A 14,583-nucleotide genomic window follows, 5' to 3' on the forward strand; every position below is an offset into this window, starting at 1 on the left:
CTCCCGGGCGTCACCGGCTCAGACGGCCGCGCCGTCGACCAGGCGGTCGCCGGGCATGCCGGCCTTGTCCGGCGCGTAGTAGTCCTTGATCCCCTCGACCCAGGTGGTGACGGAGATCCGGTCGTCCGGGGAGGGGGCGAAGGCGTCGAAGAGGGCGTCGGTGTTGCCGCGGCCGAAGCCGATCGCGGTCATCAGGGCGACGAAGGCGGGGCGGGCGACCCGGCCCTCGCCTGCCGGGTCGCCGAGGGCGGCCAGGGCGCGGGCGAAGGCGTCCACCGTGGCGTCGAACCGCTCGGGGCAGAGCACGCAGGCGGTGTACTCCTCGAAGGTGATCCGGCCGTCGCCGTCGGCGTCGAGTTCGGCGGCGAGGGTGGTCCAGTACCGCAGGAAGGCGGCGCGCATCGCCTCGTGCGCCGCCGCGTCGCATCCCGGGGCGGCGGCGACGACGCGGCCCGCCATCAGCTCGAAGTCCCGGGCCTCCAGCACCCCGTTGCCGTCGGCGTCGAGCAGGGAGAAGACGAGCTGCACCCGGTGGGTCGCCTCGATGCGCATGGGCCGTCACCTTTCGTCGCGGCAGCCCCGGCGGGCGGCCTCCGCCACTATCCGGCGGCCGGGCCGGGCGGTGGGGTGGTGTGCCGCGGTGTTCACCTGATGAGGGGAAGGCCCGCCGCATCCGGGGCGGCGGCGGGCCCGGATGTGCAGGGCCCGCCCCGCCCGGGGAGCGGGGGTCCCGCCATACCGGCGCCCGGCTTTCTAGGGTGCCGCTGTGACGAACGATCAGCGGGACCCGGCGGACCGTCAGCGTTCCTGGCCGTACGCGGCGGCGGCATACGTCTTCGCCGTCGTCATGGCGGGGACGACGCTGCCGACGCCGCTCTACGGGCTGTACCAGGAGGAGATCGGCTTCTCCTCGCTGATGGTGACGGTGATCTTCGCGGTGTACGCCGCCGGAGTGATCGCGGTCCTGGTGGTGGCGGGCGGGGTCTCGGACGTGCTGGGCCGGCGGCCGGTGCTGCTGGCGGGGCTCGGGTGCGCGGCGGCCAGCGCGCTCTGCTTCGTGCTGGAGGGCGGGCTGCCGCTGCTGTTCACCGGCCGGGTGCTGTCCGGGTTCTCCGCCGGCCTCTTCACCGGCACCGCGACGGTGGCGGTGATGGAGCTGGCGCCACCGCACCGGCGGGGCCGCGCCTCGCTCGCGGCGACCGCCGCCAACATGCTCGGCCTCGGCTGCGGTCCGCTGCTCGCCGGGCTCCTCGCCGAGTACGCGCCCTGGCCGCTGCGGCTGCCGTACCTCGTCCACCTGGGCCTCGTCGCGGTGGCGGCCGGTCTCGCGCTGGCCCTGCCGGAGACGGTGCGGCACCGCGGACCGCGCCCGGCGCTGCGGCCCCGGCGGCCGTCGGTCCCCGCCGAGGTGCGGTCGGTGTTCGTCCCGGCGGCGCTGGCGGCCTTCGCCGGGTTCGCCATGTTCGGCCTCTTCACCTCGGTCGCGCCGAGCTTCATGGCCCAGACGCTGGACGTGCACAATCTGGCCGTCTCCGGCCTGGTCGTCTTCCTGACGTTCGCCGCCTCCACCGTGGGGCAGGCGTCCCAGGGCGGCGTCCCGGCCGGGCGGGCGCTGCCGCTCGGGTGCTTCGTGCTGGTGGCGGGGCTGGCGGCGATCGGCGGTTCGCTGCTGCTCTCCTCGCTGGCGCTGCTGGTGGCGGGGGCGGTGGTGTCGGGCTTCGGGCAGGGGCTGCTGTTCCGCGCGGGCCTGAGCACGGTCAGCTCCCGGGCTCCGGCGGACCGTCGCGGGGAGACCACGTCGGCGTTCTTCGTCGTCGCCTATCTCGGGATCTCGCTGCCCGTGGTCGGCGTGGGCGCGCTCGCGCTGGCCCTCGGACTGCGCGACGCGGGGCTGGTGTTCAGCGCCTGCGCGATGGTGCTGGCCGGCTCCATCGGGGTGTGGCTGCTGCGCGGCGCGCCCGACCGCCCGCGCCCCGGCGCCTGACGGCGCCCCGGACCGCCGCACCACCGGCCCGGCCCACCCGGCCCGGCCACCACCCACGTAAGGAGTGACGATGACGACCAGCAGGACCGTGACCCTCCCGTCGGGAGCGGTGGTGCCCGCGCTCGGGCAGGGAACGTGGCACATGGGCGACTCCCCGGACCGCCGTGCCGAGGAGATCGCCGCGCTGCGCCACGGGATCGACCTGGGTATGACGCTGATCGACACCGCCGAGATGTACGGCGGCGGCCGCGCCGAGGAACTGGTCGGCGAGGCGGTACGCGGCCGCCGGGACGACGTGTTCCTGGTCAGCAAGGTGCTGCCGTCCAACGCCGGCACCCGCGGGACCGTCGACTCCTGCCGGGCGAGCCTGCGCCGGCTGGGCACCGACCGGATCGACCTTTACCTGCTGCACTGGCGCGGTGCCGTCCCGCTGGACGAGACGGTCGAGGCGCTGGAGGGGCTGGTGGCCGAGGGCACGATCGGCGCCTGGGGCGTGAGCAACCTGGACGTGGACGACCTGGCCGACCTCCCGGCCGGTGCCCACCCCGACACCGACCAGATCCTCTACAACCTCACCCGGCGCGGCCCCGAGTACGACCTCGTCCCCCGCTGCCGCGAGCTGGCGGTGCCGCTCATGGCCTACTCCCCGGTGGAGCAGGGACGGCTGCTCGGCCACGAGGCGCTGCGCGAGGTGGCCGGCGCGCACGGGGCCACCCCGGCGCAGATCGCCCTGGCCTGGGTGCTGCGACACGAGGACGTGATCGCCATTCCGAAAGCGGGCTCGCGCGCCCACGTCGAGGAGAACGCGGCGGCCCGCTCCCTCCACCTCACCGCCGAGGACCTGGCCGCGCTGGACCGGGCCTTCCCGCCGCCGCGGCAAAAGGTGCCGCTGGAGGTGCTGTGAGGGGCGGGCCGCACGTGGCTCAGTCCCCCGCCGGGTCCCCGCACGCCGGGTCGGTCGGGGACGGGGACGGGCTCGGGTCGGGGGTCTCGTCAGGGTCCGGGGTCGGGCTCGGGCTCTCGCACTCCTCGGGGGGTGTGGGCGTGCCCGGGTCGGTCGGGGTGCCCGGGTCCGAGGGGCCGGGTGAGGGGTCCGGGGACTGAGTCGGAGGCTCGGAGGGGCCGGGCGAGGGGTCCGGGCTGGTGGGCGGCTGCGGAGAAGGGGACGGCTTGTCGGGCTTTCCCGGGTCGGGCTTCGGCTTGCCGGGCTTGTCGCCCGGGTCGGGACCGACGACGATGCCGCCGCCGTCGTCGCCGTCGACGGGGCGGGTGGCGGGCGTCTTGCCGCCCGGGCCGGGGCTGGTGGGGACGGCGCCCTCGCCGTCAGGGACGGTGTGGACGCCGCCGCGGTAGAACTCCATCCAGTGCCGGACCAGCCGCAGGTAGTCCCGCGAGTGGTTGTAGCTGAGGACGGCCTGGTCCAGGTCGGCGCTCCGGCCGAGGTCGCGGGTGCCGGCGCAGAGGTAGTGGCCGGCGGCGAGGGCGGCGTCGTGGATGTTTCCGGGGTCGCTGCGGCCGTCACCGTTGCCGTCGGCGCCCCAGCGGGCCCAGGTGGAGGGCAGGAACTGCATCGGGCCGACCGCCCGGTCGTAGACGGTGTCTCCGTCGTGGGCGCCCCCGTCGGTGTCCCGGATCAGCGCGAAGCCGTTGCCGTCGAGCGGCGGGCCGGTGATCCGGCCCCGGGTGGTGCCGGCGGCGTCGACCGCGCCGCCCCGGGCGTGCCCGGACTCCACCTTGCCGATGGCGGCGAGGAGTTCCCAGCTCAGGCGGCACCCCGGGTCGCTGCCGGCGACCCGGCGCTCGGCGTTCCGGTAGGCCCGCAGCACGGTCGCGGGAATGCCGGACTGGGTACGGACCAGCGCGGCCGGCGGAGTCCGGCCGAAGGAGCCCTCGCCCGCCCCGGCGCCCTTCAGCGGCGGGAGTTCGGTGTGGTAGGCGTCGTCCCCGGGCGGGTCGGCCGGTGCCGACGGGGCGCTGTTGGCGGCGCGTTCCTCGTCCGCCGGTGCCTCGTCCGGGCTCTCGGTGAGGAGGCCGGGTGCCTGGGAGGCGGTGAGCAGCGCCATCGCGGCGAGCGCGACGGCGCTGGTGCGCAGCCCCTTGCGGGTGCGCGCGGGCAGGCGTCGTCCACGGGGTACGGGCATCGCGGTCACTCCTGTCGGTGAGGGTCCCGGCGGGCGCGGCGGCGGCCCGGGGCCGGTCGGGTCGGTCCGGCTCAGCGGCCGAAGGTGTCGAGGGAGCTGACGAGCCAGCGCCCGTCGCGGTGGACGACGTCGACGGCGAACATGGCGCCCGCGTAGACCCCTTCGTCCCCGGCCTCGTCCTTCTCGGCGTCGCCGCCGGCGGTGCTGACGCTGCTCTGGTCGGCGTAGACGAGGACCCGGGCGCGGTCGCCGTCGATCCGCTCGACGGCGCTGTCGGTGACGGTGGTGGTGATGACGGCCTTCTGGGCGTCGGCCCGCTCGGCGGCCTCGCCGAGGAGGGCGGCGTGCTGCTCGACGGCCTTGCCGGTGAGCAGGGTCCTGGCGGCGCGGTCGAAGGCGGCCGGGTCGGCGTGGTCGTAGGAGAAGAGGGCGGCGACGGCCCGGCCGGTCTGGCCCTTGATCTCACTGGTGCGGGCGAGGTCGGTGAGGGCGGTGTTCTGCCGGGCCGGATCGCCGTCGAGCGCGGCGGCCCGCGCGTGCGCCCACCCGGCGAAGCCGCCGAGGACGAGGGTGAGGAGGCAGAGCACGGCGAGGGCGCCGGGGCGGCGGCCGCGCGCCCCGGCGGCGGGAGCGCCGTCCTCCCGTGGCGCCACTGGCCCGGCCGCCCGGTCCGTGCCCTCGCCGCCGTCCGTAGCGCCGGGCCGCTCCGTACGCCGGTCCCGGCCGGCGGTTCGTCGCACGGCGCGTGGGCCCCGGCGTCGGGCGGGGGCTGCGGGGCCGGCGGCGGGGGTGTCCGGGGCGTCCGCCGGTGTCGCGGTCCCGGAGGTGTCCGGCGGGAGCAGGGCCAGGCCGCTGACCGGGGCAAGGGACGGGCGGCCGTCGCGGGCCCGGCGGCGGCGCTGGCGGTTGACGAGGTGGCGGGTGGTCGACATGCGGGTCCTCTCCGGTGCGGGCGGCGGGCGCGGTACGGGCCGGGTCAGTCGGCCGGGGTGCCGCCCACGGGTGCCTGTCCCAGGGCGCTCAGCTTCCACCGGCCGCCGGTGCGGGTGAGTTCGCCGAGCATGCGGCTGTCCTTGTCGGTCTTCTCGGCGCCGGGGGCCTTGACGGTGACGCGGAGGGCGACGAGGACCCTGGCGCGGCCGGCGCGGTCGTCCAGTTCGGTGACGGCGGAGGAGAGCACCTTGGCGGTGGTGACGGTCTTGGCGCTCTTCACCTGGTCGGTGAACTCCTTCCGTCCTTCGGCGAGTTGCTGGTGCAGCTCGCCGGTGGTGGAGGACTCCCACAGATCCAGGCCCCGGTCGACCTCGCGGTGGTCGAGGGTGTTGAGGTTCTGCACCGCCTGCTCCCCCGCGGCGAGCGCGGCGTCGCGCTGCCCGGCGTAGGCGGCGGTGTCGTCGTGGGCGGCGGCGTACCAGGCCCAGCCGCCCCACACCGCGAAGCCGCCCGCGAGCAGGGTGAGGACGAGCGCCGCCACGAGAAGAGGGCGGGCCGTGGCGGGGGCGGCACGGAGCTTGCTGGTCATGGATGCTCCCGTCTGCGGTGCGCGGTCAGCGCGTGGTGAGGTCGGTGATGCGCCAGCGGCCGTCGGTGAGCTGGGCGGTGACGGTCAGCTGGGCGGCGGCGGTGGCGGGGGCGCCCTTGGCCCGGTGGGAGGTCTGGTCGAGGAAGACCAGCAGCCGGGCCCGGTCGCCGGTCAGCTCGACGACGCCGGTCCGTACGGCCTGGGTGGTGAGGGTGAGCCGCTGCTCGGCAAGGCTCTCGCGGACCTGGTCGAACAGGTCCTCGTACTGCCGGGCGGCCTTCCCGGCCAGGACCGTGCGGGCGGAGCGCTCGGTGGCCGCGGTGCCGCCCGGGGTGTACGAGAAGATCCGCGCGAGTCCGCCGGAGACCTCGCCGCCGACCTGGGTGGTGGCCTCGGTGTCGGTGAGGGCGCGGTTCTCGGCCGAGGGGGTGGTCCGCAGTTGGTGGGCGCCGTGGAAGAGGCCGCCACCGGCGAGGACGAGGACGGCGGCGAGGGCGGCGGGGGCCCAGCGGCGCCATCGGGGGCGTACGGGGCCGGTGGTGTCCGCCTCGTCGGGCCCGTCGGGGGTCTCGGCCTGTTCCCCGGTGGTGTCGGGGGTCTCGTCGGGGGCCTGCTCCGGCGTCTCGTCCGGGCCGGCGGTCTGGGCGTCGGCCTTTCTCAGCAGTGGTCCCATCAGCGCTTCTCCTCCCCCTCGGGGTCCCCGGCGTCCTCGGGCTCGTCCGCCTGGTCCGCGACCGGGACGGCGCTGAGTGCCCGGACCTTCCAGGTGCCGTCGGCGGTGCGGGAGAGCACGGCCTCCAGGCGTTTGCGGTCGGTGGTTGTCGCCTGGGCGCCCTCGGGGGTGACCTCGACGCGGACGGTGGCGATGAGCTTGGCGGTGCCCGCACGGGTGTCCAGCGCGGTGACGGCGGCCTCGGTGACGGTGCCGCGCGCCGAGGCGCCCGCCTCGGCCTCGGTGCGGGCCAGTTCGGTGCGGAGCGGTCCGGTGGCGGTGTCGCGCCAGGCACGGATGGACCGCGCGGCGCTCTCGCGGGTGGAGGCGTCGAGGGTGGAGAGCACGGCCAGCGAGTGGCGCCCGGCGTCCAGGGCGGCGTCCCGCTCCGTGCTGTGGGCGAGCCCGTCGTCGGTCCGGGCGTCGGCGTACGTCCAGGCGCCGGCGCCGCAGAAGAGCGCGGCCACGGCGAGGCCCACCCGTGTGACCAGCCGGCCGCGCCTCATCGTCCGCTCCCGGCGGCGGGGCCGAGGAGTCCGGTCAGCCCGGCGGGGGCGTCGCCCCGCTGTCCCGGCAGGGCGAGGGCGCCGGGCAGGGCGGTCGGGGCGCCGGAGGCGGCGGCGCTGCCCGAGGGCAGGGAGCCGGGCTTGGCCGGGGCGGGGACGGGGCCGCCCTCGGGGGCGTTGCCGGAGCCGCGCACGTTCTTGCCGGAGGAGGCGGGGGCGGTGCAGGCGGCGCCGGTGTTGAGCGGCGGGGCGGTGCCGAGGTCGAGGCCGTTGCGGTAGCGGGTGCCGCCGTAGCCGGTGGTGCAGGGCAAGGGCTTGAAGAAGGTGACGGCCATGCCGAAGTTGACCTTTCCTCCGTCGACGGCGGTGGCTCCGGCGGCGACGGCGGCCGGGTACTTCACGAGCAGTTCCTCGGTGCCGCGCTGGCGGGTGACGGCCACCTCGGAGGTGGTCAGCAGGTTGGCGAGGACCACGCCGAGGCTCGGGTCGAGGTCGCGCAGGACGCCGCTGACCTGGGTGGCGGCGTCGGGGGTGACGGTGATGAGGCGGCGCAGGTCGGCGTCGGAGCTCTTGAGTTCGCGGGCGAGTTCCTCGGCGCCGGTGGCGAAGTCCCGGATGGCCTCGCCCTCCTCGGCCTGGGTGCGCAGCACGGTCTCGCCGTCCTGGATGAGGCGGGTGGTGGCGGGCAGGTTGCGGTCGGCGGCCTGGACGAAGGCGCTGCCGTTGTCCAGGAGGGCCTGGAGGTCGTCGCCGCGGCCCTCGAAGGCGAGGCCGAACTCGTCCACGACGGTGCGCAGGGAGTCCAGCGGCACCGAGGTGGTGAGGTCGTTCATGCTGGTGAGGACATCGGTGACCGGCGCGGGCACCTGGGTGTCGGCTTGTTCGATCCGGGCGCCGTCGGTGAGGTAGGGGCCGCCGTCGCTCGCCGGGCGCAGGTCGATGTACTGCTCGCCGACGGCGGAGAGCGAGGCGACGACCGCCTCGGTGTCGGCGGGGATGCGCGGCGCCGACTTCTTGATCCGCAGCTCGGCGCTGACCCCGTCCCCGGTGAGGCCGATGGGTCCGACCCGGCCGACCGAGACGCCCCGGTAGGTCACATCCGAGTGGGTGAACAGCCCCCCGGTACGCGGGAGCTGGACCGTCACCGAGTAGTGGTCGGCGACGCCGACGAAGCGGCCGAGGTCGGCGTAGCGGATGCCGAGGAAGGACAGGACGAGGACGGCGATGAGGAGGAAGGCGAGATTCTTCAGCCGTACGGCGAGGGTGATCACCGGGTCTCACCTCCGGCGGCAGGGGTCCCGCTGCCGGTCGCGGAGCCGGTGGGCGTGGGAGGGGTGACGGAGGGCAGCGGCAGCGTGGGCGGGGAGGCGGGGGAACCGGCCGAGGGGCCGGCGGACCGGGGCGGGGACTTCTTCCCGGGTGTCTCGCGCTGCGATCGCGCGCCCGGGTCCCCGGGGGCAGGGGGCTCGGTGAGCGCCGGTTCGCCCGGGATCAGCGGCGGGACGACGACGGTGCCGGGGGCGGCGGCGAGGTGCAGGTAGGTGTTGAGGTAGTCGCCCTTGACGCCGCTGAGCACCTCGTCGGTGAACGGGTAGGTCAGCAGCACCTGGAGCGAGTCGGGCAGGTCGCTGCCGGCGTCGGCGAGGGCCTTGAGGGTGGGGGCGAGCGCCTTGAGGTCGGCGACCATGTCGTCCTTGCCGGCGTCGATGGTGGCGACGGCGACGCCGGAGAGCGTGTCCAGCGAGCGGAGCATGGCCAGCAGCGAACCGCGCTGCTTCTCCAGGGTCTTCAGGCCCGGGGAGAGGCCGGTGAGGACGGTGCCCACGTCCTTCTTGCGGGTGGCGAGGGTGCTGGAGAGCCGGTTGACGCCGTCGAGGGCGTCGGTGATGGCGTCGCGGTTCTCGTCCAAGGTGGTGACCAGCGTGTTCACCCGTTTCAGCATGGAGCGGACCTCGGGTTCGCGGCCGCCGAGGGCGGCGTTGAGTTCCTGGGTGATGGTCTTGAGCTGGTTGACGCCGCCGCCGTTGAGGAGCAGCGAGAGGGCGCCGAAGACCTCCTCGACCTCGGTGTTGCGGCCGGTGCGGGCGATCGGGATGACGCTGCCGTCGCCCAGGCGCCCGGCGGCGGACTCCTCGGCGGGGGCGACGAGCTGGACGTACTTCTCGCCGAGGAGGCTGGACTGTTCCAGGCGGGCGCCGGCGTCGGCGGGCAGCCGCACCTTGCCGTTGATCTTCATGGTGACCCGGGCCGCCCAGTCCTCGCCGCCGAGTTCGATGCGGGTGACGCGGCCGACGGCGACGTCGTTGACCTTGACCGCGGACTGCGGGACGAGGCTGAGGGCGTCGTCCAGTTCGGCGGTGACCGTGTACGGGTCGGGGCCGAGGTCGGCGCCGCCGGGCAGCGGCAGGTTCTCGGTCCCCTCGAAGCCGGGCGCGGCCTCGGCGAAGGCGCCGAGGGCCAGGGTGAAGCCGAGGCCGAGGGCGAGGACGCCGCCGATGCCGGCGCCGGCCGCCTTGCCGAGGTGCGGGAGGCGCTTCATCGCTTCGCCTCCCCGGTCTCGGCGGAGGAGCCGCCGGCGGCGGGCAGCGGGAGCAGGGGGCCGCCGCCGCTGATCTCGTTGAGGTTGGCCCGGCCGTCGAGGGTGCGGCTGTCGGGGTTGTAGGCGTTGACGACGTTCCCGGCGGCGAGCGGGGCGACGTCGAGGGCTTCGGCGAGGGAGGCGCGCTGGTCGACGAGGGCCTGGGTGATCGGGGCCAGCCGGTCGACGTTCTTCTTCAGCTCGCCCCGGTTGTCCTTGATGAACTTCTTGACCTGGCCGAGGGCCTTGCCGAGTTCCTTCAGGGCTCCGGAGAGATCGTCCTTGTTGTCGGCGAAGAAGGTGGTGACGTCGTCCAGACGCTCCTGGGCGGTGCGCACCTCGCCGTCCTTGTCCTTGAGCATGGTGACGAAGACCTGGAGCTGGGCGAGGGTGGTGAAGAGGTCTTCACTGCCGCCGTCCAGAGTCCTGGCGGCCTTGCCGAACTGCTCGACCGACTCGCCGATGGCCTTGCCGTTGCCGTCGAGGTTCTTCGCTCCGGTGTCGAGGAGGTCGGAGAGGGCGCCGGAGGAGTTGGCGCCGTCGGGGCCGAGCGCGGTGGCCAGCTCGGTGATGGATTCGTAGAGCTGGTCGATCTCGACGGGGGTGCGGTTGCGGCTCGCGGGGAGCACGGCACCGTCGGCGAGGGCGGGCCCGGAGGTGTAGGCGGGGGCGAGCTGGACGTACCGGTCGGCGACGATGCTGGGGGCGACGACGACGGCCCGGGCGTCCTCGGGCAGCCGTACACCCTCGTCCAGGGCGAGGCCCACGCGGACCTTGGTGCCCTGGGGCTCGACCGACTCGACCTCGCCGACGCGGACGCCGAGGACGCGCAGGTCGGAGCCGGCGTAGACGCCGACGGCGCGGTCGAAGTAGGCGGTGACGCGGGTGGTGCCCGCGTCCAGGAGGCGGACGGCGACGAGGCCGCCGGCGGCCAGCACCACCAGGGCGAGGGCCGCGCTGAGGATTCTTCCGCGCTGGTTCATCGGGCACCGCTCCCCTTCGCCGCCGCCTGCCGCGGCGGGAGGCATCCGGTCTTGGGCTGGGATTCCTCGGGCAGGTAGTTGCGGGGGACGACGCCGCACAGGTAGCTGTCGAGCCAGCGGCCGTTGCCGAGGGTGTTGCCGACGAGCCGGTAGTAGGGGCCGACCAGGGCCAGGGTCTTGTCCAGCTGCGTCTTGTTCTTCTCCAGGACCCCGGTGACCCTGCTGAGGGCCTTCAGGGTCGGGCCGAGCTGCTTGCTGTTGTCGTCGACCAGGCCGCCGAGTTCGGTGGAGAGTTCCCGGCTGCCCTTGAGCAGGGCGCGGATGGCGTCGCGGCGCTCCTTCAACTCGCCGAGCAGCGGCCCGCCGTCCTCGATGAGCGTCTCGAAGCTGGACTTCCTGTTCTTCAGCGTCTTGGTGAACCTGGCGCTTCCCTCGAGGAGTTCGGAGAGCTTCGCGTCCCTCTTGGAGATCGAGGCGGAGAGCTCCGAGAGGCCGGTGGCGGCGTTGCGCACGTGCGGCGGGGAGTCCCTGAAGGTGTCGGAGATGGTCTCGAAGCTCTCCGCGAGCTTGCCGGTGTCGATCTCGTCCACGGTCGAGCTGAGGTCCTGGAAGGCGCTGGTCACGTCGTACGGGGAGGTGGTGCGGGCCAGCGGGATGCGGGCCCCGGGGTCCTGGGCGCGGGAGCCGAGCGGGTCGAGGGCGAGGTACTTCTCGCCGAGCAGGGTCTTGATGGCGATGGCCGCGGTGGACCGGTCGCCGATCCAGGCGTCCTGGACCTTGAAGGTGACCTTGACCCTGGCGCCGTCCAGGGCCACCCCGGTGACCTGGCCGACCTTGACCCCGGCTACCCGCACCTCGTCCCCGTCACCGAGCCCGGCGGCCTCGGAGAAGTCGGCGGTGTAAGTCGTGCCGCCGCCGACCAGCGGGAGCCGTTCGACGTTGTACGCGAGGGTGGCGAGCAGGGCGAGGCCGAGCAGGCCGACGAGGGCGACGGCGACGGGGTGGCGGTCCTTGACGGGCTTGAGGCGGGGGCGGCGGCTCATCCCTGGCACCTCGCTTCGGTGAGGCCGATGCCGGTGGGCGGCTTCGAACCGTCGTCGGTCTGCACACCGCTCACGCGCGCCTCGCAGAGGTAGAGGTTGAACCACGACCCGTACGAGGAGACGCGGGCCAGGGCGGTCATCTTGGCGGGCGTCTTCGCCAGGAACTCCTCGATCTGCGGCGTGTGTCCGCCGAGACTGGTGGAGAGCCGGCCGAGTTCGGCGATGTCCTTCTTGAGGGGTGCCCGGCCGTCCTGGAGCAGGTCGGCGGTGACGGTGGTGAGGTCGCCCATGGCCGCGACGGCCTCGCCGAGGGGTTCGCGGTCGCCGTTGAAGCCGGTGACGAGTGCCTGGAGGGTGGTGACGAGGTCGTCGAAACCCGCCTCGCGGTCGTTGAGGGTGGTCAGGACGGTGTTGAGGTTGTCGATCACCTCGCCGATCACCTGGTCCTTGGCGGCGACCGTCTTCGTCAGCGAACCGACGTGCCGGATGAGGCTGTCGACGGTGGCGCCCTCGCCCTGGAGGACCTGCACGATGGAGCCGGCCAGCTCGTTGACGTCCTTCGGGGAGAGCCCCTCGAAGAGCGGTTTGAAGCCGTTGAAGAGGAGGGTCAGGTCGAGGGCGGGGGTGGTGCGGGTGACCGGGATGGTGGCGCCGCTCTCCAGGGTCCCGGCGAGGTCGCCGCTGCCCCGGTCGAGGGAGACGTACCGCTGGCCGACCATGTTGAGGTACTTGACGGCGGCGGTCGCCGAGCGCGGCAGCCTCCGTTCCTTCTGGACGGTGAAGGTGACCTGGGCCAGGCGCCGGTCGACCACGCGGACGTCGGTGACCTCGCCGACCTTGACCCCGGAGATGCGCACGCTGTCGCCGTCGAGGAGCCCGGTGACGTCGGTGAACAGGGCCTGGTACGTGGTGGTGCCGGTGCGGACGCCGGTGTTGGCGATGCTGAAGCCGAGGACCGTGGTGGCCAGCACGGTGACCACCAGGAAGGCCAGGGACTTCAGCACCGGACCGGTCAGGCCGCGGCGCCGGGTGTGCGGGTTCCGGTCGGTCATTCGAGGGTCACCTCCGCGCCGCGGAACGCCGGTCCCGCGAGCAGGCTGCTCCAGTCGGGCAGGTCACCGGGGCTCTTCTCGGCGCCGGGGGCCAGCAGTTCGTTGACGAGGTCGTTCTCCTGCGGGGAGTTGGCCGGGCCGAGCTCCTGCTCCGCGGCGGCCGGGGGCTGGGCGGCGGGCTTCACGGAGGTGCCGAGGTAGGGCACCGGATAGCAGCGGGGGCCGCCCGAGGCGTCGTACGACGGGGTGTCACGGCCCGGCCGGTAGGCGCCCCGGGAGGGGACCGTGGTGACCTCGACGGTGAGGCCCGGCCGGTCGGTGCCCTTGCCGAGGGCCTTGTCCATGGCGGGGACGAACTCGGCCAGGGTGCGCAGGGTGCAGGGGAAGGACGGGGAGTACTCGGCGAGCAGCTCCAGGGTGGGTCGGCTGGTGGCGCTGAGCCGGATGATGTTGTCCTGGTTCTGCCGCAGGAAGGTGGTCAGGTCCTCGGCGGTGCGGGTGGTGGCGCCGTAGGTCGCGGCGAGCCGGCCCTCCTGTTCGGCGAGGGTGGAGCTGGTGGTGGTGAAGTCGGTGAGGGCGGTGAGGATGTCGGGGGCCGCGTCGGCGTAGACGTGGCTGACCTCGACCAGGTGGCGCAGGTCGCGGTTGAGGGCCGGCAGGTGCGGGTTGAACTTCGCGAGGTGGGTGTCGAGCGTGGTGAGGGTGTCCCCCAGCTTCTCGCCGCGCCCCTCCAGCGCCCGGGAGACGGCGGAGAGGGTGGCGGAGAGCTTCTGCGGCTGGACGGCGGTGAGCATCGGCAGGACGTTGTCGAGGACCTGCTGGAGCTCGACGGCGCTGCTGGAACGGTCCTGCGCGATGACGGCCCCGGCGGCGAGCGCCTCGCCACTGGGCGCCTTCGGCGGGACGAGCGCCACGAACCGCTCGCCGAAGAGCGTGGTCGGCAGCATCTGCGCCCGCACGTCGGCGGGTACGCCGGCCAGCGTGCCGGGTTTCATCGCGAGGGTCAGGCGGGCGCCGCTGCCGGTGGCGTCGATGGCGCGGACCTCGCCGACGACGACGCCGCGCAGTTTCACCTCGGCCCCCAGGTGCATCTCGTTGCCGACGGTGCCGGTCTCGACGACCACCGGGTCGGAGCGGGTGAACCGCTTGTCGTAGACGGCGACGGCCAGCCAGACCAGCAGGGCCGGGACGAGCAGGAAGACGATCCCCGCGCTTCTGCGGCGCAGCACGGCGCCGGTGTTCTCGCGCATCTCACCCCGCCACCTTCACGGTCGTGGTCGCGCCCCACAGGGCCAGCGACAGGAAGAAGTCGGTGACGCTGATCAGCACGATGGCGTTGCGCACCGACCGGCCGACGGCCACACCGACCCCGGCGGGTCCGCCCTGGGCGCGGTAGCCGTAGTAGCAGTGGGCGAGGATCACCAGCACGCTGAAGATCAGCACTTTCAGCACCGACAGCAGGACGTCCGTCGGTGAGAGGAAGAGGTTGAAGTAGTGGTCGTAGGTGCCCCGCGACTGGCCGTTGAAGAAGACGGTGATGTAGCGGGAGGCGACGTAGCTGGAGAGCAGCCCGATCGCGTAGAGCGGGATGATGGCGACGACGCCGGCGATGATGCGGGTGGTGACGAGGTAGGGCATGGAGCGGATGCCCATGCCCTCGAGGGCGTCGACCTCCTCGTTGATGCGCATCGCGCCGAGCTGGGCGGTGAAGCCCGCGCCGACGGTGGCGGAGAGGGCGAGGCCGGCGACGAGCGGGGCGATCTCGCGGGTGTTGAAGTAGGCGGAGACGAAGCCGGTGAAGGCGGCGGTGCCGATCTGGTCGAGGGCGGCGTACCCCTGGAGGCCGACGACGGTGCCGGTGAAGAGGGTCATGGCGATCATCACGCCGACGGTGCCGCCGATGACGCCGAGTCCGCCGGAGCCGAAGGCGACCTCGGCGAGCAGGCGCTGCACCTCCTTGAGGTACCGGCGCAGCGTGCGCGGGATCGCGGCCAGGGCCTTGGCGTAGAAGACGAGCTGGTCGCCGGAGCGGTCGAGCCAGGCGAGCGGGGAGGCCATGGGC

The 14,583-nt window shown here is 74.1% G+C and carries 15 protein-coding genes; 2 read left to right on the forward strand and 13 right to left on the reverse strand.

The window, feature by feature from the left end; all coding sequences use genetic code 11:
- Nucleotides 1-18 precede the first annotated feature (18 nt).
- Complete coding sequence (locus tag Sdia_RS30650) at nt 19-552, reverse strand: EF-hand domain-containing protein (protein WP_189500351.1); 534 nt, start codon at nt 550-552, stop codon at nt 19-21.
- Nucleotides 553-766: 214 nt separating this feature from the next.
- On the opposite strand from Sdia_RS30650, the gene Sdia_RS23120 reads away from it, so the two are divergent.
- The gene (locus Sdia_RS23120; RefSeq protein ID WP_164382731.1) at nt 767-1,984 is read left to right on the forward strand and encodes an MFS transporter; all 1,218 of its coding nucleotides are present in this window, start codon (nt 767-769) and stop codon (nt 1,982-1,984) included.
- A 70-nt stretch (nt 1,985-2,054) separates the two neighbouring features.
- The gene (locus Sdia_RS23125; protein ID WP_189500350.1) at nt 2,055-2,888 is read left to right on the forward strand and encodes an aldo/keto reductase; all 834 of its coding nucleotides are present in this window, start codon (nt 2,055-2,057) and stop codon (nt 2,886-2,888) included.
- A gap of 19 nt (nt 2,889-2,907) precedes the next feature.
- On the opposite strand, the gene Sdia_RS23130 is transcribed toward Sdia_RS23125, so the two are convergent.
- The 12 genes from Sdia_RS23130 to Sdia_RS23185 all read right to left on the reverse strand — a co-directional run bounded on the left by Sdia_RS23130 (nt 2,908) and on the right by Sdia_RS23185 (nt 14,579).
- Nucleotides 2,908-4,125 (reverse strand): lytic transglycosylase domain-containing protein, encoded by a 1,218-nt coding sequence (locus tag Sdia_RS23130; protein WP_100457323.1) that lies wholly within the window; start codon nt 4,123-4,125, stop codon nt 2,908-2,910.
- 71 nt (nt 4,126-4,196) lie between these two features.
- Nucleotides 4,197-5,057 carry a hypothetical protein gene (locus tag Sdia_RS23135; RefSeq protein WP_164495028.1) on the reverse strand — a complete coding sequence of 287 codons (861 nt, stop codon included), beginning with the start codon at nt 5,055-5,057 and terminating at the stop codon, nt 4,197-4,199.
- A gap of 44 nt (nt 5,058-5,101) precedes the next feature.
- Nucleotides 5,102-5,647 carry an Rv1363c family protein gene (locus tag Sdia_RS23140; protein ID WP_164381559.1) on the reverse strand — a complete coding sequence of 182 codons (546 nt, stop codon included), beginning with the start codon at nt 5,645-5,647 and terminating at the stop codon, nt 5,102-5,104.
- A gap of 25 nt (nt 5,648-5,672) precedes the next feature.
- Entirely contained in the window at nt 5,673-6,320 is a 648-nt protein-coding gene (locus tag Sdia_RS23145; RefSeq protein WP_115069073.1) for a nuclear transport factor 2 family protein, read from the reverse strand.
- Nucleotides 6,320-6,865, reverse strand: coding sequence for a hypothetical protein (locus Sdia_RS23150; RefSeq protein ID WP_189500349.1), 546 nt, complete (start codon nt 6,863-6,865; stop codon nt 6,320-6,322). The genes Sdia_RS23145 and Sdia_RS23150 overlap by 1 nt, the downstream gene beginning before the upstream one ends.
- Complete coding sequence (locus Sdia_RS23155) at nt 6,862-8,136, reverse strand: MCE family protein (protein WP_124287999.1); 1,275 nt, start codon at nt 8,134-8,136, stop codon at nt 6,862-6,864. The genes Sdia_RS23150 and Sdia_RS23155 overlap by 4 nt, the downstream gene beginning before the upstream one ends.
- Nucleotides 8,133-9,404 (reverse strand): MCE family protein, encoded by a 1,272-nt coding sequence (locus Sdia_RS23160; protein WP_189500348.1) that lies wholly within the window; start codon nt 9,402-9,404, stop codon nt 8,133-8,135. Before Sdia_RS23160 ends, Sdia_RS23155 begins: the two co-directional genes overlap by 4 nt.
- Complete coding sequence (locus tag Sdia_RS23165) at nt 9,401-10,426, reverse strand: MCE family protein (protein WP_124288001.1); 1,026 nt, start codon at nt 10,424-10,426, stop codon at nt 9,401-9,403. Before Sdia_RS23165 ends, Sdia_RS23160 begins: the two co-directional genes overlap by 4 nt.
- The gene (locus Sdia_RS23170) at nt 10,423-11,469 is read right to left on the reverse strand and encodes an MCE family protein (RefSeq protein ID WP_124288002.1); all 1,047 of its coding nucleotides are present in this window, start codon (nt 11,467-11,469) and stop codon (nt 10,423-10,425) included. Before Sdia_RS23170 ends, Sdia_RS23165 begins: the two co-directional genes overlap by 4 nt.
- Nucleotides 11,466-12,521 carry an MCE family protein gene (locus Sdia_RS23175; protein ID WP_124288003.1) on the reverse strand — a complete coding sequence of 352 codons (1,056 nt, stop codon included), beginning with the start codon at nt 12,519-12,521 and terminating at the stop codon, nt 11,466-11,468. The genes Sdia_RS23170 and Sdia_RS23175 overlap by 4 nt, the downstream gene beginning before the upstream one ends.
- Nucleotides 12,518-13,771, reverse strand: a complete 1,254-nt coding sequence (locus Sdia_RS23180) for an MCE family protein (protein ID WP_124288004.1) — start codon at nt 13,769-13,771, stop codon at nt 12,518-12,520. Before Sdia_RS23180 ends, Sdia_RS23175 begins: the two co-directional genes overlap by 4 nt.
- Before the next feature lies 1 nt (nt 13,772).
- Entirely contained in the window at nt 13,773-14,579 is an 807-nt protein-coding gene (locus tag Sdia_RS23185) for an MlaE family ABC transporter permease (RefSeq protein ID WP_189500347.1), read from the reverse strand.
- Between the last annotated feature and the right edge of the window lie 4 nt (nt 14,580-14,583).

The sequence above is a fragment of the Streptomyces diastaticus subsp. diastaticus genome (assembly GCF_011170125.1).
GTDB classification, from domain to species: Bacteria; Actinomycetota; Actinomycetes; order Streptomycetales; family Streptomycetaceae; genus Streptomyces; species Streptomyces diastaticus.